The 26,463-nt window shown below is 69.5% G+C and carries 13 protein-coding genes; 6 read left to right on the top strand and 7 right to left on the bottom strand.

The genetic code is table 11. The features are described from left to right. The first annotated feature begins 104 nt into the window (after positions 1-104). A complete protein-coding gene (gene drmD / locus ABD207_RS29670; protein ID WP_344016342.1) occupies positions 105-3,347 on the top strand; it encodes a DISARM system SNF2-like helicase DrmD in 3,243 nt (1,080 codons plus the stop codon). Beyond that, complete coding sequence (locus tag ABD207_RS29665) at positions 3,344-7,663, top strand: Eco57I restriction-modification methylase domain-containing protein (protein WP_344016341.1); 4,320 nt, start codon at positions 3,344-3,346, stop codon at positions 7,661-7,663. Before drmD ends, ABD207_RS29665 begins: the two co-directional genes overlap by 4 nt. An 85-nt stretch (positions 7,664-7,748) precedes the next feature. On the opposite strand, the gene ABD207_RS29660 is transcribed toward ABD207_RS29665, so the two are convergent. Then, the gene (locus ABD207_RS29660) at positions 7,749-7,955 is read right to left on the bottom strand and encodes a DUF397 domain-containing protein (protein WP_344016339.1); all 207 of its coding nucleotides are present in this window, start codon (positions 7,953-7,955) and stop codon (positions 7,749-7,751) included. Further along, positions 7,952-8,851, bottom strand: coding sequence for a helix-turn-helix domain-containing protein (locus ABD207_RS29655; protein WP_344016338.1), 900 nt, complete (start codon positions 8,849-8,851; stop codon positions 7,952-7,954). Before ABD207_RS29655 ends, ABD207_RS29660 begins: the two co-directional genes overlap by 4 nt. A 179-nt stretch (positions 8,852-9,030) precedes the next feature. Here ABD207_RS29655 and ABD207_RS29650 point away from each other — a divergent pair, with 179 nt between their 5' ends. Further along, entirely contained in the window at positions 9,031-9,507 is a 477-nt protein-coding gene (locus tag ABD207_RS29650; RefSeq protein WP_425580866.1) for an ATP-binding protein, read from the top strand. 9 nt (positions 9,508-9,516) lie between these two features. Here ABD207_RS29650 and ABD207_RS29645 read toward each other — a convergent pair whose 3' ends face one another. Beyond that, positions 9,517-9,885, bottom strand: coding sequence for a hypothetical protein (locus ABD207_RS29645; protein WP_344016336.1), 369 nt, complete (start codon positions 9,883-9,885; stop codon positions 9,517-9,519). Between the two features lie 192 nt (positions 9,886-10,077). On the opposite strand from ABD207_RS29645, the gene ABD207_RS29640 reads away from it, so the two are divergent. Both ABD207_RS29640 and ABD207_RS29635 read left to right on the top strand, forming a co-directional pair. Continuing rightward, a complete protein-coding gene (locus ABD207_RS29640) occupies positions 10,078-11,718 on the top strand; it encodes a competence protein CoiA family protein (protein ID WP_344016335.1) in 1,641 nt (546 codons plus the stop codon). Positions 11,719-12,107: 389 nt separating this feature from the next. Beyond that, positions 12,108-12,530 (top strand): hypothetical protein, encoded by a 423-nt coding sequence (locus ABD207_RS29635; protein ID WP_344016333.1) that lies wholly within the window; start codon positions 12,108-12,110, stop codon positions 12,528-12,530. Here ABD207_RS29635 and ABD207_RS29630 read toward each other — a convergent pair. From ABD207_RS29630 to ABD207_RS29615, 4 genes are all read right to left on the bottom strand, one after another. Next, positions 12,525-15,827 carry a type ISP restriction/modification enzyme gene (locus tag ABD207_RS29630; protein ID WP_344016331.1) on the bottom strand — a complete coding sequence of 1,101 codons (3,303 nt, stop codon included), beginning with the start codon at positions 15,825-15,827 and terminating at the stop codon, positions 12,525-12,527. The genes ABD207_RS29635 and ABD207_RS29630 overlap by 6 nt on opposite strands. Before the next feature lie 251 nt (positions 15,828-16,078). Next, positions 16,079-16,687: a hypothetical protein gene (locus tag ABD207_RS29625; protein ID WP_344016330.1), complete on the bottom strand. Its 609-nt coding sequence runs from the start codon at positions 16,685-16,687 to the stop codon at positions 16,079-16,081. Between the two features lie 37 nt (positions 16,688-16,724). Continuing rightward, positions 16,725-19,271: a GmrSD restriction endonuclease domain-containing protein gene (locus ABD207_RS29620; protein WP_344016329.1), complete on the bottom strand. Its 2,547-nt coding sequence runs from the start codon at positions 19,269-19,271 to the stop codon at positions 16,725-16,727. Between the two features lie 42 nt (positions 19,272-19,313). Further along, on the bottom strand, positions 19,314-20,153 hold the full coding sequence (locus ABD207_RS29615) for a hypothetical protein (protein ID WP_343999297.1): 840 nt from the start codon (positions 20,151-20,153) through the stop codon (positions 19,314-19,316). A gap of 355 nt (positions 20,154-20,508) precedes the next feature. Between ABD207_RS29615 and ABD207_RS29610 the strand changes: the two genes are divergently transcribed. Next, entirely contained in the window at positions 20,509-26,436 is a 5,928-nt protein-coding gene (locus ABD207_RS29610; protein WP_344016327.1) for an AAA domain-containing protein, read from the top strand. Positions 26,437-26,463: the final 27 nt, after the last annotated feature.

Raw genomic sequence — 26,463 nt, 5'->3', positions numbered from 1 at the left:
TTCACAGTGAACACGGCGTGTTAGCCTGCGGTCGCGTCGTTCCGGAGGGGAGACAGGAGACTGTCTACGGACGGCGGCGGAGAACAGCGAGGGGAACAGCACCCATGACGCCAGCAGCGCAGCGCGATACCGGGCGGACCGGAACGGAGCAACTCCCCGAAGAAGGCAACCTGGTCGAGGTGCGCGGACAGTCCTGGGTGGTGGCCCGTGTCGAGCCGTCCCCGCCCGCCCCCGACGGCCACGACAACCGCCGCCCGGCCACCCTGGTCCACCTCCAGTCCGTGGCGGACGGCCGCTTCGGTGACACCCTCTCCGTGATCTGGGAGGTCGAGCCCGGCCGCCGTGTGCTGCCCGCCGGCTCGCTCCCCGACGCCTCCACCGGCACCTACGATCCCCCGAACCGCCTCGCCGCGTTCCTCGACGCCGTCCGCTGGTCCGCCGTGGCCTCCGCCGACGCGAAGACCCTCCAGGCTCCCTTCCGTTCCGGCGTCGCCGTCGAGCCGTACCAGCTGGAGCCGGTCTCCCGCGCCGTGGGCGCACCCCGCGTCAACCTCCTCCTCGCCGACGACGTCGGCCTCGGCAAGACCATCGAGGCCGGCCTCGTCGTCCAGGAGCTGCTGCTGCGGGGACGGGCCCGCCGCGTCATGGTCGTCTGCCCGGCCGGCCTCACCCTCAAGTGGCGTGACGAGATGGCCGAGAAGTTCGGCCTGGAGTTCACCATCGTCGACTCCGAGCACTGCGCCCGCCTGCGCCGCACCCACGGCACGGCGGCGAACCCCTTCCGCGTCCACCCGCTCACCATCATCTCCCTGCCCTGGCTGCGCGGCCAGAAGGCCCAGCGCCTCCTCGACGAGGTCATCGGCGCCCCCGAGGAGAGCCCCGACGGCGAGCACAAGCGCTTCTTCGACCTGCTCGTCCTCGACGAGGCCCACCACGTGGCGCCCGCCGCGCCCAAACAGGTGTACGCCGTCGACTCCCAGCAGACCAAGCTGATCCGGCGCCTCGTCCCGCACTTCGAGCACCGTCTGTTCCTCTCGGCCACCCCGCACAACGGCTACCCCGAGTCCTACACGGCGCTCCTGGAACTGATCGACGACCAGCGTTTCGCACGCGGAGTCGACCCCGACAAGGAAGCGCTCAAGGACACCGTCGTACGACGCCTGAAGTCGACGGTGACCAACGCGGACGGCACGCCCCGCTTCCGCACCCGCAAGACCCGTGAACTCCCTGTCGAGTACACCCCGCAGGAGCGCGAGATCCACGGTCTGCTCGGTGAGTTCGCCGAGCTGCGCCGCAAGAAGCTGACGCCTCAGGCACGGGGCGGGCGCCGCGCTGCCGACCTGGTGACCCTGCTGCTGAAGAAGCGTCTGTTCTCCTCCCCGGCGGCCTTCCTGCACACCGTCCAGGTCTACCTGTCCCATCTGGAGGACACCGGCCCCGCACGGGGCCGCTCGGCCGCGGCCGAAGTCCCCGAGTGGCTGGAGGAGTTCGCCGACCTTGTCGCCGACCTCGACGACACCGGCCTGGTCGACGCCGAGGACGACGCGCTGACCCGCTCCACCTCGCTCACGCCGGCGGAGGACGGCCGGGAACTGGGCCTGCTCCAGCAGATGGAGCGCTGGGCCCTCACCCACGAGGCGGCACCCGACTCCAAGGCGGAGGCCCTGATCCGCGAGCTCAAGGCCATCTGCCGCCCCGACGGCAAGCGGTGGACCAACGAACGCGTTGTGGTGTTCACCGAGTACCGCGACACACAGGAGTGGCTGCACGACCTCCTCCAGCAGGAGCAGCTCACCGACGGCGGCCGGGTCGAGCGCCTGCACGGCGGCCTGTCGGCCGCGGACCGCGAGCGCATCCGCCTCGGCTTCCAGGCCGACCCCTCCCGCGAGGAGGGCAGGGTCCGCATCCTCCTGGCCACCGACGCCGCCGGCGAGGGCATCGACCTCCAGAACCACTGCCACCGCCTGATCAACTACGACATCCCCTTCAACCCCAACAAGCTCGAACAGCGCATCGGCCGCATCGACCGCTGGGGCCAGAAGAACGACCCCGAGATCACCCACTTCATCGGCGCCGGCTGGCAGCAGGCCCAGGCCGGCTCCTACGAGGCCGACCTGGAGTTCCTCTCCCGCGTGGCCAAGAAGGTCGCGCGCATGGAGCACGACCTCGGCTCCGTCAACGCCGTCCTCGCCGACGCCGTCCAGCGCCGCATGACGGGCGACACCGCACCGGTCGACATCGAGCACGCCAGGCCCAAGCCGATCAAGGGCCGCCGCACCGGCGGCGAGGTGGCGCCCGAGCAGAACGTCACCGCGCAGACGAAGCGGCTCGCCGACCAGTACGAAGAGACCGTGACCGCGCTCGGCCTGACGCCGGCGAACATCAAGCGCGTCGTCGACACCGCCCTGGCCCTGGACCACCAGCCTCCGCTCCTGCCGTCCGACTACCGGGCCGAGGACTTCGAGCCGGGCGACCTGTTCGAGGTCCAGCCCCTGTCGGGCAGCTGGGAGCGGGCGACCCGCGGCCTCGCGCACAAGCTCCGCGAGGGCGAACAGCGCCCCCTCACCTTCTCCCCGGCGGTGGCCGCGCAGGCCAAGGACGATGTGGTCCTCGCCCACCTCAAGCACCCCCTGGTGGCCCTCTCCACCCGACTGCTGACGGCAGCCGTGTGGAACGCCGACTCGATCGGCCTCAGCCGCGTCACCGCGGTCGTCTCGGACGACCCGGCCGTGACGACCACCCTGGTCTCCGCCTACGCGCGCTACGTCCTCGTCGGCACCGACGGCACCCGTCTGCACGAGGAAGTCCTCTACGCGGGCGGCTGGTTCGGCGACACCGGCCGCTTCCGCCGCTGGGAGTCCGTCGGCGAACAGGGCAGGGTCCTGTCCCAGGCGCTCACCGAGGGCATCGAGGCGGCCCCGCACCTCCGCAAGGAGCTGACACAGGCCTGGCCGAGACTCCGCGACCCCCTCTACCGCGCCCTGGAGGCCAGGGCCGGTGAACGCGGCCGCCAGCTGGAGAGCAGGCTCGCCGACCGCCGGGCGGAGGAGGAACGCCGCATCACGGCCACCCTGGACCGCTTCGAGGCCACCCTGCGCGCCAAGCTCAAGGAAGAGGGCGAGGGGGAGGGCGAGCAGATGGCCCTGCTGTCGACCCACGAGCTGACCGGCCACGAGCGCCGCCAGTTCGAGGACGACCGCCGCCGCTGGCAGGAACGCCTCGACGGCCTCCCCGCCGAACGCGAACGCGAACTCGCCGCCATCGCCGCCCGCTACCGCGAGCCCCGCTCCCACCTCTTCCCCGCCGCCGTCGTCTTCGTAGTCCCCGCAAAGGAAGCCCGCCGATGAGCCCCCGCCGCACCATGAGCCGTGGAGCAGCCGCAGCCAAGGCCCAGGCCACCGACGGCCGCCGCCAGCACCAGGAGTGGCTGGACCTGACCGAGGTCTCCGGCCCCTTCCTGACCATGCCGGTCCTGCTGCGCGCCTGGCCCCAGCTGGACGCCCTGGAGAAGGACGAGCGGGCGAGGCTGCGCGCCCGCCACGCCGACTGGCAGACGGACCCGACCGCCGGCCGCGACGAGTGGGTGGCGTACATCCTCGGCCGCCTGCTGGAGTGGGGCGACGCCCTGGTGTTCCGCCAGGGCGAGTCGGAGCACTTCGGACTGGACCGCCTCACCCTGCGCGTCGCGGAGCACAACACCGAGGTCCGCCCCGACTTCGCGCTGGTCGAACCGGGCGCGGACCTGGCGACCGAGCCGGACGTGGAGTCGGCGGCGAAGCGGGTACGGCTGCTGGGCATGACGATCCCGGCCGGTACGGCCCCCACGGCCCGCGCCGGCGGTGGCGGCGACTGGTCCGCGGCCCCCGCCGACCGCCTCGCCCGCCTCCTGCGCCACCACGGCGTCCCGCTCGGCCTGGTCACCGACGGCCGCTGGTGGTGCCTGGTCTGGGCGCCCGTGGGCGGCGTCACGACCACGGCCGTCTTCGACGCCATCGGCTGGAACGAGGCCGCCGAACGGAATGTCGTCCGCGCCTTCGTCTCCCTGCTGCGCCGCCGCCGGTTCTTCGAGTACGACGACGCCGAGACCCTGGTCGGCCTGCTCAAGGCCAGCCTCGCGGCGGGCGAGGACGTCACCGAGGCGCTGGGCATCCAGGTCCGGCAGGCGGTCGAGCTGCTGGTGGACGCCATCGGGCGGGCCGACGTCCGGGCCATCGAGAACGGGGCGCCGGGCCTGCACGCGTCCGGCGTGACCGCGGGCGAGGTCTACCGGGGCGCCGTCGCGGTCATGATGCGCATCGTCTTCCTCCTGTTCGCCGAGGAACGGGGCCTGCTGCCCGCCGACAACGAGGTGTACGCGCGGTCCTACTCGGCCCGCTTCCTGCGCGACGAACTCAAGGCGAGGGCGGACGAGGAGGGCGAGACCTCGCTGGAGCACACGACGTCGGCCTGGCACCGCCTGATCGCCCTCTTCCACGCGGTGCACGGGGGAGTGGACCACCCGCGCTCGGGCTTCCACCTCCCCGCCTACGACGGTTCCATCTTCGACCCGGACAAGTACCCGTGGCTGGAGCGCACCACCCCGCTCCTCCCCATCGACGACCGCACCGTCCTGCACATGCTCCAGGCCGTGCAGGAAGTCCGGGTCGGCAAGGGCAAGCAGCGCGAGGTGCGCACGCTCAGCTTCCGCGCGCTGGACGTCGAGCAGATCGGGTACGTGTACGAGGGCCTGCTGTCGTTCGACGGGCGCCGGGCCACCGAGCACATGGTGGGCCTGATCGGCCCGGACGGCCTGGAACACGAGGTCCCGCTGCGCGAACTGGAGTCCCTGGCGGCGAAGGCGGGCGGCTCGCTGAAGACGCTGGCGAAGTCCATCCACGAGAAGTGGAAGGACCCGAAGCCTCCGGCGACGGTCGGTCAGCTGGAGAAGAAGCTCGCCCCGCTGGCAGCGGAGGATGCCGCTGAGGCCCGCCGCCGGCTGAACGCGGTGACGAAGGACCCGGCGCTCACCGAGCGGCTGCTCCCGTTCATCGGCATCCTGCGGGAGGACCTGCGCGGCCTGCCGATGGTCATCCCCAACGGCGCGCTGTACGTGACGGAGTCGTCCCTCCGCAAGAACACGGGTACGCACTACACGCCCCGCTTCCTGGCGGAGGAAGTCGTCCTGCACGCGCTGGAACCCCTGGTGTACGAGCCGGGCCCGCTGCAGACGGCGGACACGAACCAGTGGCGCCTGAAGTCGGCGGACCAGATCCTGGACCTCAAGGTCGCGGACATCGCGATGGGTTCGGCGGCGTTCCTCGTGGCGGCCTGCCGCTACCTGGCGGACCGCTTGATCGAGGCGTGGGAGGCCGAGGGCCGCGCGGACGCGTTGGCCTACCGCGCGGGCCGTGCCGTGGACGCGGTGACCGCGGCCGACGCGGAGCAGGACCCGGTGGTCATCGAGGCACGGCGCCAGGTCATCGAGCACTGCCTGTACGGCGTCGACATCAACCCCATGGCCGTGGAGATGGCCAAGCTGTCGCTATGGCTGGTGTCGATGGACCCGGGGCGGCCCTTCACCTTCCTCGACGACCGGTTGGTGTGCGGGGACTCGCTGCTCGGCGTGCACAGCATGGAGCAGATCCAGTCCGTGCACATGAAGCCGGGGCAGCAGACCGACATCCTGGCCGAGCAGGCACGGGAGTTGGTGGACCAGCTCACGCGGGAGCGCCTGGCGATCACCGCGATCAAGGGCGTGGACCTGCCGGCGCTCCAGGAGAAGCGGGAGCGGCTGGAGGAGGTCAACCGGCATTCGCGGCGACTGCGGTTGGTGGGGGATCTGATTGCGGGCGCCGCGCTGGCCACGTGTGCTTCGGGGCGGGTGCCTTGGTATGAGGGGGATGGCGGGGAGCGGGTTCGGGACCTGTTCTCGCAGGCTGCGTGGATCGTGGAGAAGATCGTGGCTGAGGGGGTTGAGGACGACTCCGAGGTGGTGCGGGAGGCTCGGGCTACGGCAGAGGAGTGGCTGCGGGTCGAGCTACCGGAGGGGGCGTTGGAGCGGCGGCCGGTGCATTGGCCGTTGGCGTTCCCCGAAGTGTTCTCGTTGGGTGGGGGGTTCGACGCGATTGTGGGTAATCCTCCTTTCTTGGGTGGCAGTCTGATTACGGGGGCCATGGGCGACGCCTTTCGTGAATATCTCGTCGAATACTTGGCAAGGGGCACCCGGGGGAACGCCGACCTCGTTGCCTACTTCTTCCTACGAGTGCACCAACTCATGAGGGGGAGAGGTCAAACCGGGCTGATTGCCACGAATACCCTGGCTCAGGGAGACAGCAGGGAAGTCGGTCTCGATCAGATCGTTGCTCAGCGTGTCGACATTCGAGCCGCAATCAAGAGCAGGCCTTGGCCTTCAAGCTCGGCTGCTTTGGAATACTGCGCCGTCTGGACCTCCTGTGAACCTCTGGGCGATGGAATCCCCCGGCTGGTCGATGGCGTTCCCGTTTCGGCGGCCGTAAGTACTTCTCTCATCGCGGAGAATCGAGTGTCCGGGTGGGTGGAACGGCTTTTTGCAAACAAAAGCAAGGCTTTCAACGGGTCCAAAGCTGAAGGTGCCGGTTTCACACTTCAAGCTGAAGCGGCCACCGATATGATCTCTCGGGTTCCGCGCGACGCCACTGTCGTCATGCCGTTCCTCAAAGGGAAGGACGTGACTGGTCATCCCCAGTACGAGGCGGCAGACTGGGTCATCTTCTTCCGGGACATGAAAGAGACGGAAGCGGCTGATTTCGAGGCCCCTTTCAGGTGGGTTCAGCAACATGTCCGGCCTGATCGCCAGCAGCACAAGGAAAAGCTCTGTCGTGAACGGTGGTGGCTGTTCAAGAGGCCCACGATTCCTTTGTACTCGGCACTCGCCGGGCTCGACCGTGTGATCGTATTCCCGCGCGTGTCGAAGTACGCCCTTCCGGCACTGGTGCCTAGTGGCCAGGTGTTCGATGAACAATTGATCGTCTTCGCTTCCGACGATCCGGCGCTTTTTGCTTTCCTTAATTCTTCTTTCCATTATTGGTGGGCAATCAATCGCACATCGACGCTGGAAACTCGAATCCGGTACACGCCCACCGATATCTTCGAAACTCTCGTACTTCCCGAACTGAATGAGCGTCTGCGTAATGTCGGCCAACTTCTTGATTCTTGCCGCCAGGCTTCCATGCGCGCCCGCAATGTGGGGATCACGGCACTCTATAATCTGGTGAATACGGCATCGTGTGATGACGAGGACATTGTCGAAATCAGGCGCACACATGAGGAGATCGACAAGGCCACGGCAGAGGCTTACGGCTGGAATGACCTTTTGGATGCAACGGGTCAAACGCCTCCCTGTGACCCGGCTCACGGTTCCGCCGTTCTCAGTCACACTTTCGTTGAAACACCTCAAGGGCCCTGCTACACCATCGACTTGCCCGCATGTACGGAGATTCTTGACCGAATCCGTCAGTTGAACCACCAGGCGTACGCCGACGAGGTGCACCTCGGTCTACACAAGGGAGTGACGGAGAAGAAGGCCAGGGAGAAGCACCCGGACCTCCCTCCGCCCTCTCCCGAAGCCGTTCGGAAGCGCAAGGAGCAGCTGGCTGCGCGAGGTGGGTCGGATTTCGGTGAGGGTGCCGAGGGCGCCCTCTTCTGAGGCGGCGGCATGACAACGGGCTGGTTCGCGTCACCTCAAGTGACGCGAACCAACCCGTTGTTCCGCTTGGATGTACTGGTTGTCGCTATCCCGCCGTGAGCGCCACGAACGCCGCCCACCCATCCCGGCCGACCCGCAGCAGCGGTCCGTCGTCCGCGACTTTGGAGTCCCGTACGTACACGCCGTCCGGACCTGCGGCCACCTCCACGCAGTTGCCGCCGTCGGATCCGCTGTAGCTGCTCTTGAACCAATGCAGCCCGTCCACGTGCTCGGCCATCCGCTCCACGCTCATGTTTCTCCCACCATCCGCTCGATGAGTCGCGCAGACTCCTCGACGTTCAAGGCCTGCGATCGCAGCTTGCCATATCGCAAGGCGAAGGTACTGACCTCGGTGGGCTCCGAGACGACGCACCCGACACCCTGGGACTCGAAGTATCCGAGGTGCTTGTGATCCTGGGTCTCCACCACCACGAACGCACCGTTCTTACCGGGGTGGAAGCCCCGGCAGGCGGGTACGACCTGGACCTCCACGTTCCGCAACGCGCCTACCTCGAGCACGCGTAGCCACTGTTCGCGCATGACCTCGGGGCTCCCCACCGGATCGCGTAGCGCCTCCTCGTTGATGATGAAGGAGAGCTCCGTGAGCGGTACCCGATCCAACAGCTTCTGCCGCCCGAGCCGCGCTTCCGTACGTTGGTCGATGATCTCCTCGCTCAGCGGTGGGCAGTGCCCGGAAAACACAGCCCGCGCGTACGCCTCCGTCTGCAACAGCCCCGGCACGAGCAGTGGCTCATAGTCACAGCGGCTGACCGCATCCGCCTCGATGACCGCGAAGTTGCGGAAGAACCGGGGCAGTTTCGCCCGGTCCACCTCGTCCTGGAGCACCTCCAGAACTCCCCCCGCCTCCAGCACCCGGTCCGCCGCCCGCGTGAACGCCGCCTTCGCCGGCCGCCGCCCCTGCTCGACCGAGGCGACCTGCTCCAGTGAGTAGTCGATGGCGTCACCCAGTTGCTGCTGGTTCAGCCCGGCCCGCTTCCGCAGATGCTGGAGGAGTGCGCCGTACGCCGACCACACGCCCGGCCGATCCGGCGCCTCTTCCCTCGTCCTCGATGCCCGCCCGTTGCGCCCGTCCTGTACCGCCTTCACGCGCTCACGCCCTTCCGCCCCGAAGTGCACCCGCTGCGACATCCACCCACTGGGTCATGTTCAACGTGGCCTGCCGCGAAGGGGACACGAGCGCAACCCGTACAGCACCCGTACAAGACCCGTACAGCGAAGCCGAGCACGGCCGGTCCACCCCGTACGACGCCACCGACGTACGGCCGAGGTACCTGGTCAGCGGATCACTCGCCGCTCAACCTGACCCCGTGACACAACATCAGCTCACCGGCGAGGCGGCGCAGTCGGTCCCCACTCCCGCACCCGACCCCACCCACCACCACCTGACCCTGCGATTGAGCAGCACCAGACGCGGCGCCCGCCTGGCCCGGCAGCTCGCCGTCCAGCAGTTCACCGAGTGGACGGGCCTCCCGTACGACTCCGACGCGGCCCGAGCCGTCGCTCTCGTCACCGCCGAACTCGCGGCCAACGCCGTCCGCCACGGTGGGCTCCCCGGCCGTGACTTCCGCCTCGTTCTGCTCCTCCTGCCGCACACCCTCCGTATCGAGGTGACCGACACCCGCCCCGAGCGCCTGCCGGTCCGCCCGGCGGCGCAGCCCGTCGACGAGACGTCGGGCCGGGGACTGCTCCTCGTCCAGGCCTGTGCCGAACGCTGGGGATGGACGATCCGTGACGCGTTCACCAAGACGGTATGGGCGGAGGTGCAGATCCACCCCGCCAGCTGAAAGAGAAGGTCAACGAGTGGCGTAGTGCTCCGCCAGCTTCTCGATCTCCCGGGTCCACAGCAGTACGTCGTCGCCCGGCCGCTTGTACGGTGCGCGCCGGGCGAGCTTGAAGAAGCCGGTGGACGGCCAGCCGGTGTCCTTCAGCACCACGAGGGCCGACAGCAGCGGCAGCGAGCCGTCCGGGCTTCCCTGGACCGAGGCGTCCTCCAAGAGATACGGCATCGGCCCTTCGTGGGCAGGGACATGATGGCCGCGCCGCGCCAGTTCGCCGCTGAGGTCGCCGTACGTCAACGGCGTCGCGCCCTGGCGTGCCCGTGACCGCAGGATGTCGATCACGGCCTCCAGGGCGTCCTCGTACTCCCGTGTGCCCTTCTGCATGAGCCTTCCCCTTCCCTGACACAGACGACTGCCGAACCTACGCCACGGGCGCGCGGCCGCGGCCCGAAAGTCCGGAGATTGCCTCCGCCTATTGTGAACTCAGTGCACGGAGGACATACTGGTGCCGATCAATCGCCGCTCGCCCGCTCTTCGGCAGGCGGGCGCGCGCGTGGCCCGGGGGCGGGGGAATTCGTGAACGGTTCAGACAGCCGTCTCGTGCAGACGGCGGTCATCGGAGGCCCAAAATCCGGACGCGCGATCATCCTGCCCACGGACGCGGACGAGCTGACCCGCTGGCGCCGGCGTCACCCCGCCTACACCTACTGGTGCGGCACCCAGCTCGGTGGCTGCGGGAACGAGCTGTCGGACCGTCTGTACCGCGACAAGGTCTGCCACTTCGCTCACCGGCCCCACACCTCCTGCCATCGAACGGCCACCGGTGCGGCGAGCGCGGACCACCTCTTCATCAAGGATGATCTCGCCGCATGGGCCGGACGTAACAGGCTGAAGTGGCGGGCCGTCGCCCGCGATCTCGGATCCGGTCCGGGCGACGCCGTCGACTTCAGGGTCGGCACAACCAGGCGGCAGCATGTGCGATTCCAGTTCAGCAGGCTCGCGCACGCCGAGTGGCAGCGGGCCAGCCGGTGGCTCTCCGGCGAAGCGGTCACCCTGGACTGGGTCTTCGGTCCGGGGACGGCCCAAACGGAGACCATGGAGGAGCTGTACGATGCGTACGGATACCTGCTCCGCTTCCGCTTCGAGACGCACGGTGCCGTACGGCGTATCCGGCTCAGGGCGGAGGACCCCCGGCGCAGCACCGACTGGGTGCCCCTGGACGCCTGCGCGATGACCCCTGAAGGGCTCCGGATTCCGGGAGTCGAGCCGCGCCGCCGTTCGGGTGCGGGCCCGGCCGCCGGGGCGAGCGCCGGGCGTGGGGGAGAGCGGACGCCGGCGTCTCGGGAGGAGCAGGTGCGCGCGGTGCGGGAGGCACTGCTGAACGCCGCGAGGTTCCGGACCCGGCCCACCTGGGAGGCGCTGGCCAAGACCGCCGGACGCGACCTGCTCAGGCTGTCCGACCCCGACCGCGTCGGTCTGCTGATCGCTGTGGAGCGAACCGGGGATGGTGAGGGGAGTCCGCTGCTGTCGGCAGTGATCAGGACCGGGGAGAACGAACCGCCGGCCTACCTGGGCAACGTGATGACCGCTGTCGGATGCGGGACGCCCGCGTCGGCGGCGGTACTCAAGCGGTGGTGCCAGCGTGAGACGGACCGGGCGTTCGCCGTGTACGGGGTACCGTCCCGCACGCCCCCGCCACGGCTGCCGCTCACCCCGGACGGCCAGCTCGCCCAGCAGCACAGCGCGGAGCCCATGCCCCAGACCATCGTGCATGTCCAGGGCGGCCCGGTCCCACAGACGCCCCGGCGCAAACCGGAGTCGCAACGCGCCGGTGTCCCCCTCCTCCGCGACACGGAGATCCGGCACGCCCTGCGCGACGCACGGCAACGACGCGGCCCCAGGCCCCGGTATGCCGCGGCTCTCATGGCGAGGGCGGAAGAGGCGCTGACCAGACTGCCGGAACCGCAACGCAGCCAGCTGGTCGCCGAGATGGCCACCACCCGCCGCTGGCTGGACAGCCGGCCGGACACACCTGCGCGCAAGCCGAGGAAGAGCCGCCGTGGCAAGAAGGCGTCCGACGCGAAGAAGGCGGCGACCGCGAAGCAGCCGGACCGGAAGCGGAAGACGCAGCGAGCCAAGAAGGCGAGGAACTCGTTGCAGGGTGCACGTCCCCTGCCGGGATTCGGCAAGGCGGGACCGAAGAAGAGGCCGAAGTGAGAGCGGTTCCCGCATGCACTGCCGGCCCCGGAGACTCCGGAACCGAGTAGCCCGGCGGCTACCGCTGAGGTCACGACGGGAATCCGCGACAAGTTCCACGTCCAGCGGCGCGGCGAACGCTTCCTGATCGAGAAATCCGGTGGCGGCCTGACCGACGACCTCGACCACGACGACGCCGGCCTGGCGCAGGACGACGACGCGATCGGCGTGATCGAACTGCTCCGGGAGGAGGAAGCGCTGCCGACGTCCACCCCCGCCGGCTCCGAGGACGAGTCGGACGACTGAGCGGCTCACTGCCCGCGGTGCCTCGGCGCCGAAAGGGTCCAGGAACCTCGTGTCGGCTCTTCGGTATCGGGGGCGTTGGGGCGCCGCGCGCCATACTGGGGGGCATGCTTGTTCCCAGCGGTGAGCTGTCGCCGCTCCAGCAACGCTTGTTGCAGGAATTGGATCTGTGTAACCTCCCGGCGCCCGAGACAGCGCCCGAGTCCTACGCGGCCCGGGACCTCGACGCGGACGAGGTCCGGGATGCCTTGCCGACCCTGCTCTGGGCCGGGCTGGTCGAACAGCGCGGTGGCGGCGATGGCATGCTCCGGCTCACCCCCCTCGGCGCGGCGGCCCTGCGCGAGGCGGAGTGCGACGAGCTGACGACCCGGCTGAGCGCGGTGGCCTCCTTCGCCGATACCGTGTCCCGGGGCGCGCCGCCCCGTCTGGCCGGGCACGCGCTGAAAAGGCTCGCGGAAGGTACGTGGACCTTGGAGCAGGCGGAGTCCTACGTCCGCACGGGGCAGGCGGGTGGCACCGGCCACTCATGACTCGTCCGGCTGGCCGAAGTCGAGGACGACACGACGCCGTGCTCGCTTCGCTCCGGCTTGAGGAGGAAGAACCCCCGCTGAGGTGAGGTCCGCCACGGTGATGACCGGCGAACTCACGATCTTCGCGGTGAGCGCCTGCTGCGCGGGTGCCAGGTCGACGAGCCGCCGCAGGACGGACAACAGGTCGATCAGCTCCTCCGTCCACTCGAGAGGCCACGACGTGACGTGCAGGTCGTCGAGCGGGCTGGTCTTCCTGCTGGTGGGGGAGGCCTTCCGGTAGCCGAACCACTTCTTCACGATGCGCATGCCGCCGACGTCGTAGTGCCACACGGCCGGCGGCACTCCTGTGAAGGTGCCCTGGCCCACCCGAAGCGTGGTGTTCTCCTTGTCGTACGACAGGGTGTCGGGCACGCCGGTGCCTATCCTCGTCACGTAGCGCACCTGCCGAGGATCGCCCTGGGGGAAGCGGATGCCGTCCTCTTCAGGAGCCGGCGCTCCGCCGGGCGGGCTGTGCTCACCGTAGGTCGCCGCCCACAAGAACTCGTGGCCGATGCGGACTGCCTCCTTCCAGAGGTCCGGATCGCGGGTCAGAGGCAACCGGACTCCCGGGGTGAGCAGCTCCTCCGCGAAGTGCTCCGTGAAGGCGCCGTGCCCGGCGACGGCCACAGCGTAGGCCGCGAGGTCGTGCACGGGCACTTCGGACAGAGCGAGTGCGCCGGCCAGATACCGGAGCAGCCCGCTGGGGACATTCCCGGTGCCGTCCGGATGCAGAACAGGGTGCACTCTCCCACCACGGCCATTGAAGTGGTGCGTGTCGGGCAGCAACGCGGTCGCGACCAGCGCGGGACCGCTGCTGATCTCATGGCTGCTCTGCTGGTTGAGATACAACTGCATCGGCTGCAGGGACGCCCACAGTTCCGGCCGCGGGAAATCGAGTACACGGTTGTCGGCGACGAGCCATTGGCGGTCGAAACTGCGCAATGCGATGCGCAGCAGGCGCGGCTGAGGGTTGGCCTCGTCACGCATGGTCCGGTCAGAGTGCGGGAAACCCGGTAAACATGCGGGACGGCTGCCGAGTTGACGGTCTCGTGTCTCCTTGAAGAGCAGTGCCTTGATCTCTGGATCGATCTCTCCGACCAGCCGCGCCCACCGTCGCCGCAGAATGCCTGCGGACGGAGAAGCCACCCACGACCGGTTGGTCGTGATGCCAAGACTTCCCCACGGAAACAAGTCCTCCAGCGCCGGATACTCGTCCCACCCCGACAAGGTCGCCGGGGTGAAGGGCCGCACCCCCTGCGCGTGCGCATTCCGCCAGCCGCCGTCATCCAGCCGCACCTGGCGAAGCTGTTCGAACTTCTCTGCCCGCCGCCCGTGCAGCGCCCGGTAATGGATGCGCGCTGGCAGGTCGGAGTCGTGATCCGCGCGCCGTACGAAGATGCAGATGGACAGCGGCTGGGCGACGTGCGGAAACACCCGGGTGGCCACATCCGACCGCTGCCCCTCCGGCGACAGGTTGATGACCCATCCCTCGTCGCACGTCCGGCGCAGGTAATCGCGCATGCCCCGCCCGGCGGGCCCGGTGGCGAACGCCGACGGGGTGATGAAGCAGACGATGCCGTGCCGGTCGTCCGCATGGGCATCGAACACCTTCCAGGTGGCCCAGCGCCAGAAATAGACGTACATGTTCTTCAGCGCGTGCTCGTAACGGCCGTTGCCCGGATGCCGGAAGTCGTCCAGGGGAGGACGGCCCTGGCCCTTCACCCGCTTCTCGACCCAGCCTCCCCGGTTCTCGGCCTTGTCGTCGTACGGCGGGTTCGAAATGACGACGGTGACGGGCACGTTGGCTTTGACGTGGTTGGCGCGGGCGCGTGACACCGACAGGGCCGCGTAGGTGGAGGCGAGCTGCTCGTCCTGGACGTACGGGTCGTCGAGGGTGTCCGTGACGTGGAGGTTGAGGCCGCCGGGCGGCAGCTCGGCCCCGTACTTCTTCAGCAGGTCGGCCGTGCGGAGTTCGGCGACGGCGAACGGGCCCATCTGGAGCTCGAAGCCGTACAGGCGCTCGGCGAGCCGGCCGATCGCGTCGGGTGCCATGGCCTCGCCATGCCGCTCGGCCGCCTGCCGGGCCACCCGCTCGATGATGGTGTGCAGGTACGTTCCGGTGCCCATGGCGGGATCGACGATGTGCACGCTCTCGTCGCCGTAGCCGCGGGCCTTGCCCAGGCGGGTGCGCAGCACTTCCTCGGCCAGGCGGACCATCTCCTCCACCACCTGGTGCGGGGTGTAGTAGGAACCGCTGCGCTGACGGAGGGTGTCGTCGTAGACGGAGAGGAACGATTCGTAGAGGTGGAGGTAGGCGTCCCGGTTGCCCTGGCGGATGATGTCCCACTCGACGGCTGCGACGGTGCGGGCGAGGAGGTTCAAGGTCACCTCGAACCGCTCGTTGACGTTGTCGGTGAGGAGTTGGAGGGCTTTGCCCATCAGCGCGTGGCCGGCGTTGAGGCGACGGCCGATCTCGTGGAAGCTGCTGCCGGTGACCGGGATGTTCTCCGTTCGGGCGAGGAGCAGAGCGAAGGTGACCGTCTGGGCGTAGCCGTCGGCGAAGGTGGCGTCGTCCGCGGTGGGGAACAGGAGCCGGCGCCAGTCGCTTCTGAGGCCGGTGAAGGTGCGGTCCGCAGGGGAGTCGGCAGCGTCGAGCCCGGCCTCGGCCCGCAGCTGTTCCCGTACGGCCTCCCGCAACAGGCGGCACAGCGGGGCGATGTGCTGCACGAGTACTGAGACCCTCCGGATCTTCGGCGGCTCCCAGCAGAGCACGCCCTTGGCGAGCGCGTCGAAGGCGGCGACATCACCGGCTCTCAGCTTCTCCCCGGCGCTCTTCAGGGCACCCGACAGGACGACCTCCTCACCGACCTGCGCACCGAACTGGAAGATCCGCCAATGAGTGCCGTTGGTGTAGAGCAGGTTGGGGAGGTCGCGCAGCCGCTCCCACTGCCTCTTGTCGTGACCTGTGAAGGAGTCGGGATCGATACTCTTGCCGGGCCGTTTGACCTCGATGTAGCCCGTCACGTTCTCGTCGATGCGTACGGCGTAGTCGGGGCGCACGCCAAGGTGGGCGATACGGGTCTCCGGGTGCCAGGTGACCTCGTCCATCGCGTGGTGCGCGGCGATGGTGTGGAACAGTTGTTCCAGAGGGCCGCGGATGGCTGCTTCGCGGTCACCGGGGCCCGTGAGGTTCCGCTTGCATGCGGCGCCGAAGGCGGATATGGCTTCCTGCAGCCACTGAAGACGTGCGTCGCCCATTGCCATCCCCCCCAAGCCCCCGGCCCTACGAGACGACAAGGCCGTGCTCACTGCGGGGAGTATGGGGCGGAGACATGTCAAACGGGAGGGCGCACACGGGAGTTCAAGGGGGCGCGTCTGTGGCACGGCGATGAGCAACGGCAGGGCCCGCCATGCGGCGGGCCCTCGGCAGCCGTCCAGCAGGAAGCGTTAGTGGCCGGCGCTGTCGTCCTGGCCCTGGTCACCGCCCCTGCAGAGGGTTACCCCCTCCTTCACTCATCGTCCGGAGGCAGCCAGCCGATGTGCCGCAGCACGGGCGCGACTCGGAAGCAGACGAAGGCGGCCACGGGTGTCTCGTCATCGTCCGCGGGAAAGAACAAGGCGTGCTGAAGAGGCTTCACGCCCTGTGGGTTCTTCAGGTTGACCGGAGGCAGACCGGTCCGGTCGTACGCTCTGTCCAGCCAGACTCCCTTTCGGGCGGTCAGCGCTCTGAGATGGCGCAGTCCCACATGGTTCGCCAGGCCGGCTGTCGTCAGCGACTTCCAGATCCGTGGCCTGCCCTGCTTGTCCACGTAGGTGGGGAACACCATGATCCGCAGTTCCCCGCGCTTTTCGGTGCCGGAGATGCCCGAACGCAGCCTGTTGTGCAGATTCGAGAGGGTGGCGGGCATTTCGGGGACCACCGTGGGCTTGTAGAGCACCAGATCCCGCTCGCCGTTCAGCCAACGGCTGTCGTGGATCGTCAGCGTGGGGCGGCCGGGGATCCTTAGTTCCCACTCGACGGTGCTGGCCCGGGAGATTTCGCCGGAGCACGTGGTCCCTGTCTTGTCTCTGCGGATCCCGTCGTTGCGAACCAGTACAAGGTCGGTCAAGAGTTCCATGTTCATCTCCCCCCAGTTCCGGCATGTCCGGCCGCGTTCAGGCCCGTCGTGCCAGCTCCAGCGCCGCCGCACCCACGAACCAGTCCAGCACCTCGCAGATCCGCTCACTGTGCTGGGCGAAAACGGTGACCGGGAAGGACGGGCGCAGCTCCAGCTTCGCCTCGGGCAGGTCGATGCCGTCGATCTTGTTCAGACGGTTCAGCAGCTCCCGGCGCTGTTCCGTGTCGTCGAAGGGCGTGCGGGACTTCAGGTACTGGAAGACCACCTCGATCGAACCGCTCACCGGGTAGATCCCGAACGGCCAGAGCACCTGCGGGCTTCGGCTCGTCCCGGTGTCCAGCATCGGGAAGCAGCTGGTCTCCTCGTAACGGCCGTAGGTGACGTAACCGCCCTGGCGGCGCCAGAAGTCGAGGGCCGCGAGGACGCCGGGGTACGCCTCCGGCCAGTGCTGTTTCAATTGCGATCGGAAGCGTTCGGCCGCCGCCGGGTCCTCACCCTCGGGGAGAGGGTCGTACGACACCTGCTGTGCGACGTCCTTGCCCAGCAAGGTGGCGAGCTCGGCGGCGTTCAGGCGTTGTGAACGACGTGCCCGGCCCCAGGAGTCGAAGCGCACTCCCTCGCTCGTCAGCAGGTCCTGCGGTGCCGGCCGGTCCTCGCCCTCCGCCCAGCGGAAGGAGGGCGAGATCCTGCCCTCCGCCGTGAGGACCCGGTAAGCGCCGAACACCGTCGGGTTGGAGCCCAGGTAGGCGCCCACGGCCACGGGGTGGCTGCCGATCAGCTCGGCGACATCGCCGTACGTGGTCCACGTCCCGCTCGGCATCGCGACGAGCGCGGCACGCAGTTCGGCCCAGCCCGGAGAGTCCTCACCGGCCGGCTTGACCCCGCCGATAGGTCCGGGCCACAGCTTGATCGCGCGTTCGGCCAGCCGGTCGGCCCGCGCCAGGATCTCCGCCTTGCCCCAGCGCTGCGCCGAGGCGATCTCCAGGTTCATGCGCAGGGCACTGGAGTCGAAGATCTGTTGCTTGCGCTCGAAGGGGTGATTGGACAACTTGGCGTTGTCACCCGTCAGTGTCAGATTGCCCAGTGTGTGCACCAGCAGGTCGTGCAGCTCCTGCGGCGTCTGGTTTTCCTCCGTCTCCTCAGCGAGGAGGGCGAACCACTGGGGAGCGGGGCGCTGCGGGAGGATGTGCTCCACAGTGAGGGCCGCCTTGGCGAAGTCGACGGGCTCGGAGGCGTCGTAACTCTCCTCCAGACGGCGCAGGATGAAGGCGCGCTGCGGAGGACGGCCGCTCCAGTAGAAGGGCTTGGAGCGGATCGCCTCGCGCAGCTCCTCGTCGCTCGGCCAGCGACGACGCCTGCCGGAGAGGAACCGCCGCACCGCCTCGGCGGCGGGCCGGTCGGTCTCAAGCTCCTTCGGAGCCTCCATGAAGATCCGGTTGAGGTTGCTAGTCGGAGTCTGGCAGATCAGGCGCCGCACCAGATACGACTCGACATACCCCAGCGCCTCCGCCGCGTCCTCGGGCGTAGTCCTGCCGGCGGCGACGAGGTCGAGCAGATGCAGCGCGAGCGGATAGTGCGTCTGGCCACCCCAAGAGGCGAGGCGCTCCAGGGCAGTGCGAAGGGCGGGGCACTGCTCACGCGCCGGGTCGACGATGCGCAGGAACCTGCCGGCCCGTTCGGCCAGTTGCTCGATCTCGCGCTGCAGGGCGTCCTCGTCGCCGGCCAGCGGCTGCAGCCGCTTCTGCTGCTCGCGGTAGATCTCGCTCTGCTTGGTCTTGTAGTGGCCGCGCACCACCAGGTCCAGCCACACCAGCAGTTCGAGGTTCTTCGGACCAAGGCTCTGCTGCATGGGCAGCCACAGTTCCTGGTAGATCCGCTCGCCTCGCTTGGGCAGCAGCATGAACACGTAGTTGCGCAGGAGGTCGCTCTGACTGAGCCCCACCCCGGTGTTGTTGATGGACTCGAAGATCCGGTAGACGTTGTCGCCGGGCTCGGCCGTGATCTCCACGATCGACAGCAGATCCTTGAGCACCGTCTCGACCGCGGCCGGCCAGCGCTCGTCGCCCGCCTCATGGACTTCGGCGAGCACCCCGCGGAAGAACCGGTAGGCGGCGCCGATGTTGTCGCTGCCACCGGCGTCGGCGCGGGACTGGACGCAGGCGGTGAACGCCTCACGGTCCGCCTGGGTGGGCAGCAACCGGTAGTGGTCCGCGCCCTCGTGGAACTCATTGACCAGAATCTGGCGGTGCACCCGGTCCACGCCGCGCGTGTCACCCATCTCCTTCAGATGGTCACGAAGCGCTGCGAAGGCCAGCATCAGCGTGGTCAGCCGCTGCTGTCCGTCCACCACCAGCCACCTCTGCACACCGCCCGCCTGGAGCTGGCCCGGCGCGAGCACCACCGAACCGAGGAAGTGCGGGGCCGCCGTCTCGCCCGCCAGATGCTGTTCGACGAGTTCCCCGACGTCCTCCCACAGCCGCTGGAGCTGCTCCCGGCCCCAGCTGTACGTGCGCTGGTAGAGCGGCACCTGGAACTGTTTGTCCCCCTGGATCAGCTTGAGGAAGGTGATTTCCTGGGCGCGCATGCGCCTCCTTTCCTAGCAGCGGCAGTCTGAATCTAAGACTTTTCAGGCGGACTTGTGGGCAGATGTCGGGACCGGGCGGCGGGAGATGCGCGGCATCGTCTCGTTGGGGGAGCGGCGCAGCAGCTTGATGCTGCGGCCCTCGACCCAGGCGTTCCACGCCTTGAGGTAGTAGTGGAGGTGCTCGCGCGAGTCGTCGCGGCGACGATGTGCGTTGCCCAGGGCCAGGTTGAGCATGGTGTTGCGCAGGGTCAGACGCGGGTCGCCCGGCTCCAGGCGTGCGCCGGTGACGACCCCTTCCTCCCACGCCGACTGATCGACGTCGGGCCGGGCCGCGGTGGTGACGTACCAGCCGATCGTCGCAGCGGTGACGGTGATGCGGCACCCGCGGTTCATCGCGATGCCGTGGTGCAGGGCGTCGCGGATCCCGGGGTGCTCGGCGAGCAGGGCCAGCAGCTGGTCGTTGCTCGTGACCGAGGATCCGCCACTCCACGAGGAGTTGGGGGCGTTCAGGTACAGGTGCAGTCCTCGCAGGGCGGCCGCCAGATGGGTCGAGTTGCTCTCACCGGCGAGCGCGAGAGCGTCGCGACCGGTGCGTTTACGGCCCGTGTCCATCACGGTGAACGCCGAGCGCGGTACTCCGTGGGTGACGGTCATCGGCACGGTGACGCCGGCCTTGACGACGGCGGCCAGGCGGTGCTGCCCGTCGATGAGCGCACCGTCCTCGTCGAAGGCGATGCCCTGGTGGGTCAACTGCCACTCGCCACGCTGGATCTGGGCGGCCAGATGCTGGACCGTGCCTCGGCTCAGCGGCCGGTTCCTGGTGTTGTGCGTGAGCCACTCCGCCGCCAACTGGGGCGAGACGTCGACCACTTGCATCTGCATGGGTGCGATCACCTTCCTCCGGGAGCCGTGTCACGCCAGACGATGTGACACGGGAGGCATCCTGCCGTGTAAGTGTGAACTGAGTCAACGTGTTTCGTTCGCGATGGTCGTGCGTGACGGCGTCCGGAGTGTGGGGAAGATGCGGACGGATCGCTCATCGGTGGCGATAAGTGACAGTGAGTTTCGCGAGAGGAATGAAGTGTCGGGTTTGCTGCTAGGCTCGCCGCGTGTGCTCAGTTCACACTCAAGCTGTCGCGCGCTGGGGGTGGGATGCCTTGTGGCCGGCTTGAGGCGGCCGGGCGCGATGAACGTGGACGGGCCACCGGATGGCCGTCAGCAGCAGTGGGGGTGGCGTGTGAGCCAGAGCCAGTTCGGGCCGGTCGAGGATGTGCGGCCGGTCGGTTCGGTGTACCAGTACGACGACGGTCTGTACGTGCGGGTGGACGACGTCGTGCCCTACGAACTGGCCGACCCCGACGACTGCCACGGATACCGGCCGGGCGACGACGTGGTGTGCTGCACCCTGCACCTGAGCAACGGCAGCGGCAGGCCCGTCGGCATGGAGGGCATCACCCTGCTGGTGCGCGGCGGGCCGTACGGCAAGACCGGCCGCCAGGTGCGCGAACACCGCGGCGACGTCCTCGACGGCGAGCTGGCGGGCACCTTGCGCCCGGGACGCAGGGCGTCCGCGACGTGTGCCTACAGCATTCCGGCGGGCACCGCCGGCGACCTCGACATCGAGGTCCGGTTCCCGGCCGAGCACGACCGGCCGAGTGTCACCTTCACCACGGCGGCGGCCGCCCTCGGCGCGAATACGGTCGCTGGTGCCGCGTCCGGGCCGGCGGACGGGAGCTCAGAGACCGAGCGCTCGGGCGGCCTTGACGACACCACCGTCAGAAGGCTCGACGCCGTCCCCGCCCAGCCGGCCGCCCCCGTGCGGCGGGCCACGCCGCAACCCCAGCCGCAGCTGTCCGCGGACGAACTCGACGCCGCACGCGTGCGGCAGATCTTCCGCTTCCTCGCCGAGGCGGAGGAGTCCAAGACCCGCCCCGTGCGCACCCTCGACGGCGCGGCCGGCACCGTGTGGTTCGACGAACTGCCGGACGACGACGGCGTCGACGTGATGATCGACGGCGCACTCGACACCGACGAGCGGGCCTGGCTGACCGTCGCCCGCCCCGAACGCGAGGACGCGCCGCAGCCCGAACCCCTGCTCGCCCCCTGGGTGGACGGCAACCGCATCCGTGACTTCAAGCAGAGCCGCGCCCCGCTACTGCGCCGGCGCATCGAACCGGAGTTCCCCGACTGGTCGCAGGGCATCCCGCTCGACAAGACGTACGACCAGCTCGACGAGCACCCGCAGCGCGAGAAGATCGAGAAGCTGTACGCCGCATGGGAACAGCGATGGCTCGCCTGGGCCGAGCGGCGCCGCGCGATCGACCCCCTCGTGCGGCTGTACGACCGGCTGCACAAGATGCACGAGGACGCCGCCAACCTCGGCGAGGCCTATGAACTGGTCCTCGGTCTCGGCCGGCTGACCTGGCAGACGCCGTCGGGCCAGCGGGTGGAACGGCACCTGATCACCCACCGGGCCACCCTCCGGCTCGACCCGTCCACCGGCACGCTCACCGCCGCCCCGGACCCGACCGGGGCGGGCCTGGAACTCGAAGAGGGCATGCTCGACGGCGCCCAGCATGTTCCGGGCACGGTACGGGACGGGATCGTCGAGGTACTGGAAAGCGCCTCGGACGTGACAGACCCCGCACACCTCGACGCCGTCCACACCGCCCTGCGCAGCTGGGTGAACGCCGCACACAGCGCGGGCGGTTACTCACCGACCCTGGAGCGCGTCAGCCCGCGCAGCCTCGAAGTCCCCCAGGTGGGACTCACACCCGCACTCGTCCTGCGGGAGCGCAGCCGCCGCTCCACCATGGACGCCCTCAAGAACATCGCCCGGCAGATCGACGCGGGCACGCCGCCCACCGAACTGCTCAGCTACATCGCCGGCCGGGACGGCGCGCTCACCGCGGCCGACCTCGCGGCGGCGGAGGAGGACGGCGCGCCGCACAGCGACGAGCTGTACTTCGCGCTGCCCGCCAATGAGGAACAGCGCACCATTGCCGAACGCCTGCGCGCGAACCGGCTCGTCGTCGTACAGGGGCCGCCCGGCACCGGCAAGACCCACACCATCGCCAACCTGGTCACGGACCTGCTCGCGCAGGGCAAGCGGGTCCTCATCACCAGCCACACCTCACGCGCCCTGCGTGTGCTGCGGGACAAGCTGCCGGAGTCCATTCGTGACCTGTGCGTGAGCCGCACCGAGGACGGCGCGGCCGCCCAGCGCGAGCTCGACGCGTCCGTGCACAGAATCCTCAGCGAGTACGCCGGCTACGACGAGAAGGCCTCCCGGAAGCAGATCCAGACGCTCCAGGCCCGCCTGGCCAAGGCACGTGCCGCCCAGCAGGCCCTGCTGCGCGACCTCGCCGTACTGCGTGAGCAGGAGACCCACCGCTTCGACGCGGAGATCGGCGACTACAGCGGCAGCCTCCAGGAGATCGCCGAGCGCCTCACCGCGGAAGCGGAACAACACGGCTGGCTCGGCCCGGTCCCGCAGGAACAGCCGAACCTGAGCGCCGAGGAGGCGCTGCGGCTGCTGCACGCCGCCCGTGCCTACACACCGCACCATCAGGCCCTGGCCGCCGAGGTGCCCGGCCCCGCCGAACTGCTGGGCCCCGGTGAGTTCGAGGAAGCGGTGCGGATCGTGCGGTCGGCCGAGGAGGCGCACGCGGCCGCGCGGCAGGATCCCCTGTGCGCGCAGTACGACGACGCCGTACGGAGCCTCAGCGAGACCGAACAGCACCGGCTGTCCTCGGCCCTGGACTCCTTCTCCGCCGCCCGTGCCCGTGCCGCGGCCCTCGCCGCCTCGGCCGGATCCTGGGCCACGGCACTTCTGAAGGAGGTGACCGAGGGCCAGGACTGGCAGGCACGCAGCCGCCGGTCCGCCGTGACCGAGACCCTCGCGGCGGCCGACGCCCTGCTGGCCACACTGGGCACGGCCATGGTCAGCGGCCTGGAGCAGTACGGCCCCGCCACGGCACTGGCCCAGGCCACCGCCCTGCACGACGGGCTCAGCCAGGGCCAGAAACTGCGCGGCCCGCTCGGGATGCGGTCCAAACTGGCCAAGGCGGTCGGCCCGTTCGCGGAGAGTGTACGAGTGGACGGACGGGCCCCGGAGGACCCCGCCACCGCAGCCGTCGTTCTCGCCCGAGTCCAGCTCGAACTGCGCCTGGCCCAGGTCGAGACCGAGTGGGGCAGCACCCCCGTCGCCCCCTGGCACGGACACGGGCCGCGCCTGGCCCGGCTGCGCCAGGAGGCCGAGGTGCTCGACGCGCTGCTCGCCGTCGCCGCCACGCGCACCGACGTCCTGACCGCCGCGGCCACCTCACCGGCACTCGCCGTCGCCCCCTGGCACGACGCATCCGTCGAGAATGCCGCGCGCACCCTGCTGCGCGCCGCGACCACCCTGCGCGCGGCCGAACAGTCCCGCAAGGCAGTCGCCGGCACCGAGGAACTGCTGCGGACCTGGAGCGACCGGCCGGGCGTCGCCCCCGCGGTGCTGCGCGCCCTGGAAGCCGTGCGCGAGCAGGACCCCGACGGCTACCGCTCCTTCAGTGACGAGATGGCCGAGGTAAGGGAAGCCGCCCGGCTGCGGGCCGAACACGACGCGGCGCTCACCCGTGTCCGCGAGGCCTTCCCGGCCCTCGCCGAGCGGATCACCAGCACGCACCAGGACACCGCCTGGGACACCCGGCTGCCCTCGCTCGCCCAGGCGTGGGCCTGGTCCGCATGGCGTGAGCGCATGGAGCGACTGACCGACCCGGAGGCCGAACGCCTGCTGCGCAGGCGGCTGACGGAGGCCGACGACGAGGCACGCATCGTGCTCGCGCGGCTCGCCGCCGCCAGGGCCTGGCACCGCTGCCTCGGTCTGCTCACCGGCGACCAGTCCCGGGCGCTCAGCGCCTACCAGCAGGCCGCCCGGCGTATCAAGGGCAAGTACCAGCACCGCTACCGGCGCGACGCGCAGGCCGCCCTCAGCAAGGCACAGACTGCGGTGCCGGCCTGGATCATGCCGCTGCACCAGGTGGCCGAGACGGTGCCCATGGACCGGCCCGGCATGTTCGATGTCGTCATCGTCGACGAGGCCAGCCAGTCCGGCCTCGAGGCCATGCTGCTGAGCTGGCTCGCCGACCGCATGGTGGTCGTGGGCGACAGCAAGCAGGTCAGCCCGTCCAACGTCGGACTCAAGCAGGACGCGTACTTCCACCTCAGGGACCGGCTGCTCACCGCGCTGGAACCGGACGTGCGCAGCCTGTTCGGCCCCGACTCGAGCTTCTTCGATCTCACCGAAGCGCTCTCCGCGGGCCGGGGCACCCTCATGCTCAAGGAGCACTTCCGGTGCATGCCGGAGATCATCTCCTTCTCCAACGACCTCTGTTACAACGGCCAGTTGCTGCCCCTCCGGCAGTACGGTGCGGACCGGCTGCCGCCCGTCCGCACCGTCCACGTCGAGCACGGCGAAGCCCTCGGCGCGAACTCCCGGCTGACCAACACCGCCGAGGCCGAGGCCCTCGTCGACGCGATCGTGCGCTGCTGCGCCGACCCCGCCTACGACGGGAAGACCATGGGCGTCATCAGCCTGCGTGCCAGCAAGGGGCATCTGACGGAGCTGGAGAACCTGCTCGCCGAGCGTCTCGACTACGAGCAGCGCGAGGAGCGGCGCATCCGGGTCGGCGACGCCGAGGACTTCCAGGGCGACGAGCGCCACGTCATGTTCATCTCCTGCGTCAACTCGCCGTCCACCGCCGCCGGAACCGTCCCCGGCGGCTTCAACGGAAAGACCTACGAGCAGCGGATCAACGTCGCGGCCTCCCGCGCCCAGGACCAGGTGTGGGTGTTCCACAGCGCGCGCCCCGAGCAGTTCCATGAGAACGATCTGCGCCGGCGGTGGCTCGACCACCTCACCAGACCCGCCGAGGAGGACATCGCCGCGGTCGAAGGCGACGTCCTGCCCGACGTCAGGCACGAAGCGTTCGACAACCTGTTCCAGCAGCAGGTGTACCTGGAGCTGACGGCGCGCGGCTACCGGGTCCGCCCGGGATACAAGGTGGGCCGTCACACCCTCGACCTGGTCGTGGAGGGCGGCACGCGCCGGCTCGCGGTCGCCTGCGACGGACATGACTTCGCCGAAGGTGAGGACGCCGCCACCGCGGCGGCCAGACAGCGCGACCTGGAGCGGGTCGACTGGACGTTCGTCCGGATCCGGGGCAGCCGCTTCCATCTCGACCGTGAGCAGGCGCTGGCCCCGCTCTGGGCGGAGCTGGACCGCCTGGGCATCGAACCGGTGCGGCAGGAGGCGGAGCCGCTCGGTGAGGGAGGCGCGGAAACAGAGACAGAGACAGACGGTGCGGAAGGGGCGACCGGTAGCGCCGTTCCCGGCCCGGCGCCCGTGCCCCCGCCCTCGGATCCGCGTGAGGCGCTCCGCGCTCCGGCTGAGGAACCGACGCCCGCGGCGGCGAAGCCGGCCACGGTACGCCCGGCTGAACGGGCCGTCACCGGAGCCGATGCGGAGACGACCGGGCCGTCGAAGCCCGAGCAGGCGCGCAAGCCGGAGCCTGCAGCGGCGCCCGAGCCGGACCCCAAGCCGGAGCGCAAGCCAGCGCCCGAGCCGAAGCCTGCGCCGGCGCCCAAGTCGGAGCGCAAGCCGGCGCCCACGCCAGCCCCCGAGCCGGAGCCCGAGCCGGCGCCCGCCCCGGTCGCCGGGCGCTCACTGCCGGTCCGGCAGATCCCCGCCGCGGCCTTCCAGCGGCTGGTCCGCGAGGTGCAGCAGCTGCAGGCTGCCCTGGACGCTCCGCAAGAGATCCCCGAGGGGACGGATCGGGCGCAGCTCATGTTCCTGAGAAAGGCCCACGCGGACCAGCGCGACCGGCGCACGAAGCGGCTCGCCTACCTGCGGAGGTTCCTCGACGCGGTCAGTGTCGGGCGCGGACCGGGCGTCCCGGACGTCGTGGTGCCGGGCGCGTTGCTGGTCCTGGAGTTCGACGGTGTGCTCGACAAGGACACGCTGTACACCGTCGCCGAACTGCCCACCGAGGAGGCGGAGATCGTCTCCCCGTCGTCTCCCCTCGGTCATGCGCTGATGTGGCAGCCCGCCGGACGGGAGATCGCGTACGACACGTCGGAAGGCAAGGCGCGCTCGGTCGTCGTGCGGGAGATCCGGGTCTGATCCCTGCGGCCAACGGCTCTGTCACCC

Source organism: Streptomyces thermospinosisporus (genome assembly GCF_039526425.1).
GTDB classification, from domain to species: domain Bacteria; phylum Actinomycetota; class Actinomycetes; order Streptomycetales; family Streptomycetaceae; genus Streptomyces; species Streptomyces thermocarboxydovorans.
The sequence above is the reverse complement of the archived record's forward strand: the minus strand, read 5'-3'. Positions and strand labels throughout refer to the sequence as shown.

What these genes read in the sequence shown, in the direction of transcription:
- ABD207_RS29635 (WP_344016333.1), top strand. Translation starts at nt 12,108, where the DNA reads ATGCTTGTTCCCAGCGGTGAGCTGTCGCCGCTCCAGCAACGCTTGTTG.
- ABD207_RS29620 (WP_344016329.1), bottom strand. Translation starts at nt 19,271, where the DNA reads ATGCGCGCCCAGGAAATCACCTTCCTCAAGCTGATCCAGGGGGACAAA.
- ABD207_RS29665 (WP_344016341.1), top strand. Translation starts at nt 3,344, where the DNA reads ATGAGCCCCCGCCGCACCATGAGCCGTGGAGCAGCCGCAGCCAAGGCC.
- ABD207_RS29630 (WP_344016331.1), bottom strand. Translation starts at nt 15,827, where the DNA reads ATGGGCGACGCACGTCTTCAGTGGCTGCAGGAAGCCATATCCGCCTTC.
- ABD207_RS29655 (WP_344016338.1), bottom strand. Translation starts at nt 8,851, where the DNA reads ATGTCGCAGCGGGTGCACTTCGGGGCGGAAGGGCGTGAGCGCGTGAAG.
- ABD207_RS29660 (WP_344016339.1), bottom strand. Translation starts at nt 7,955, where the DNA reads ATGAGCGTGGAGCGGATGGCCGAGCACGTGGACGGGCTGCATTGGTTC.
- ABD207_RS29645 (WP_344016336.1), bottom strand. Translation starts at nt 9,885, where the DNA reads ATGCAGAAGGGCACACGGGAGTACGAGGACGCCCTGGAGGCCGTGATC.
- drmD (WP_344016342.1), top strand. Translation starts at nt 105, where the DNA reads ATGACGCCAGCAGCGCAGCGCGATACCGGGCGGACCGGAACGGAGCAA.
- ABD207_RS29615 (WP_343999297.1), bottom strand. Translation starts at nt 20,153, where the DNA reads ATGCAGATGCAAGTGGTCGACGTCTCGCCCCAGTTGGCGGCGGAGTGG.
- ABD207_RS29625 (WP_344016330.1), bottom strand. Translation starts at nt 16,687, where the DNA reads ATGGAACTCTTGACCGACCTTGTACTGGTTCGCAACGACGGGATCCGC.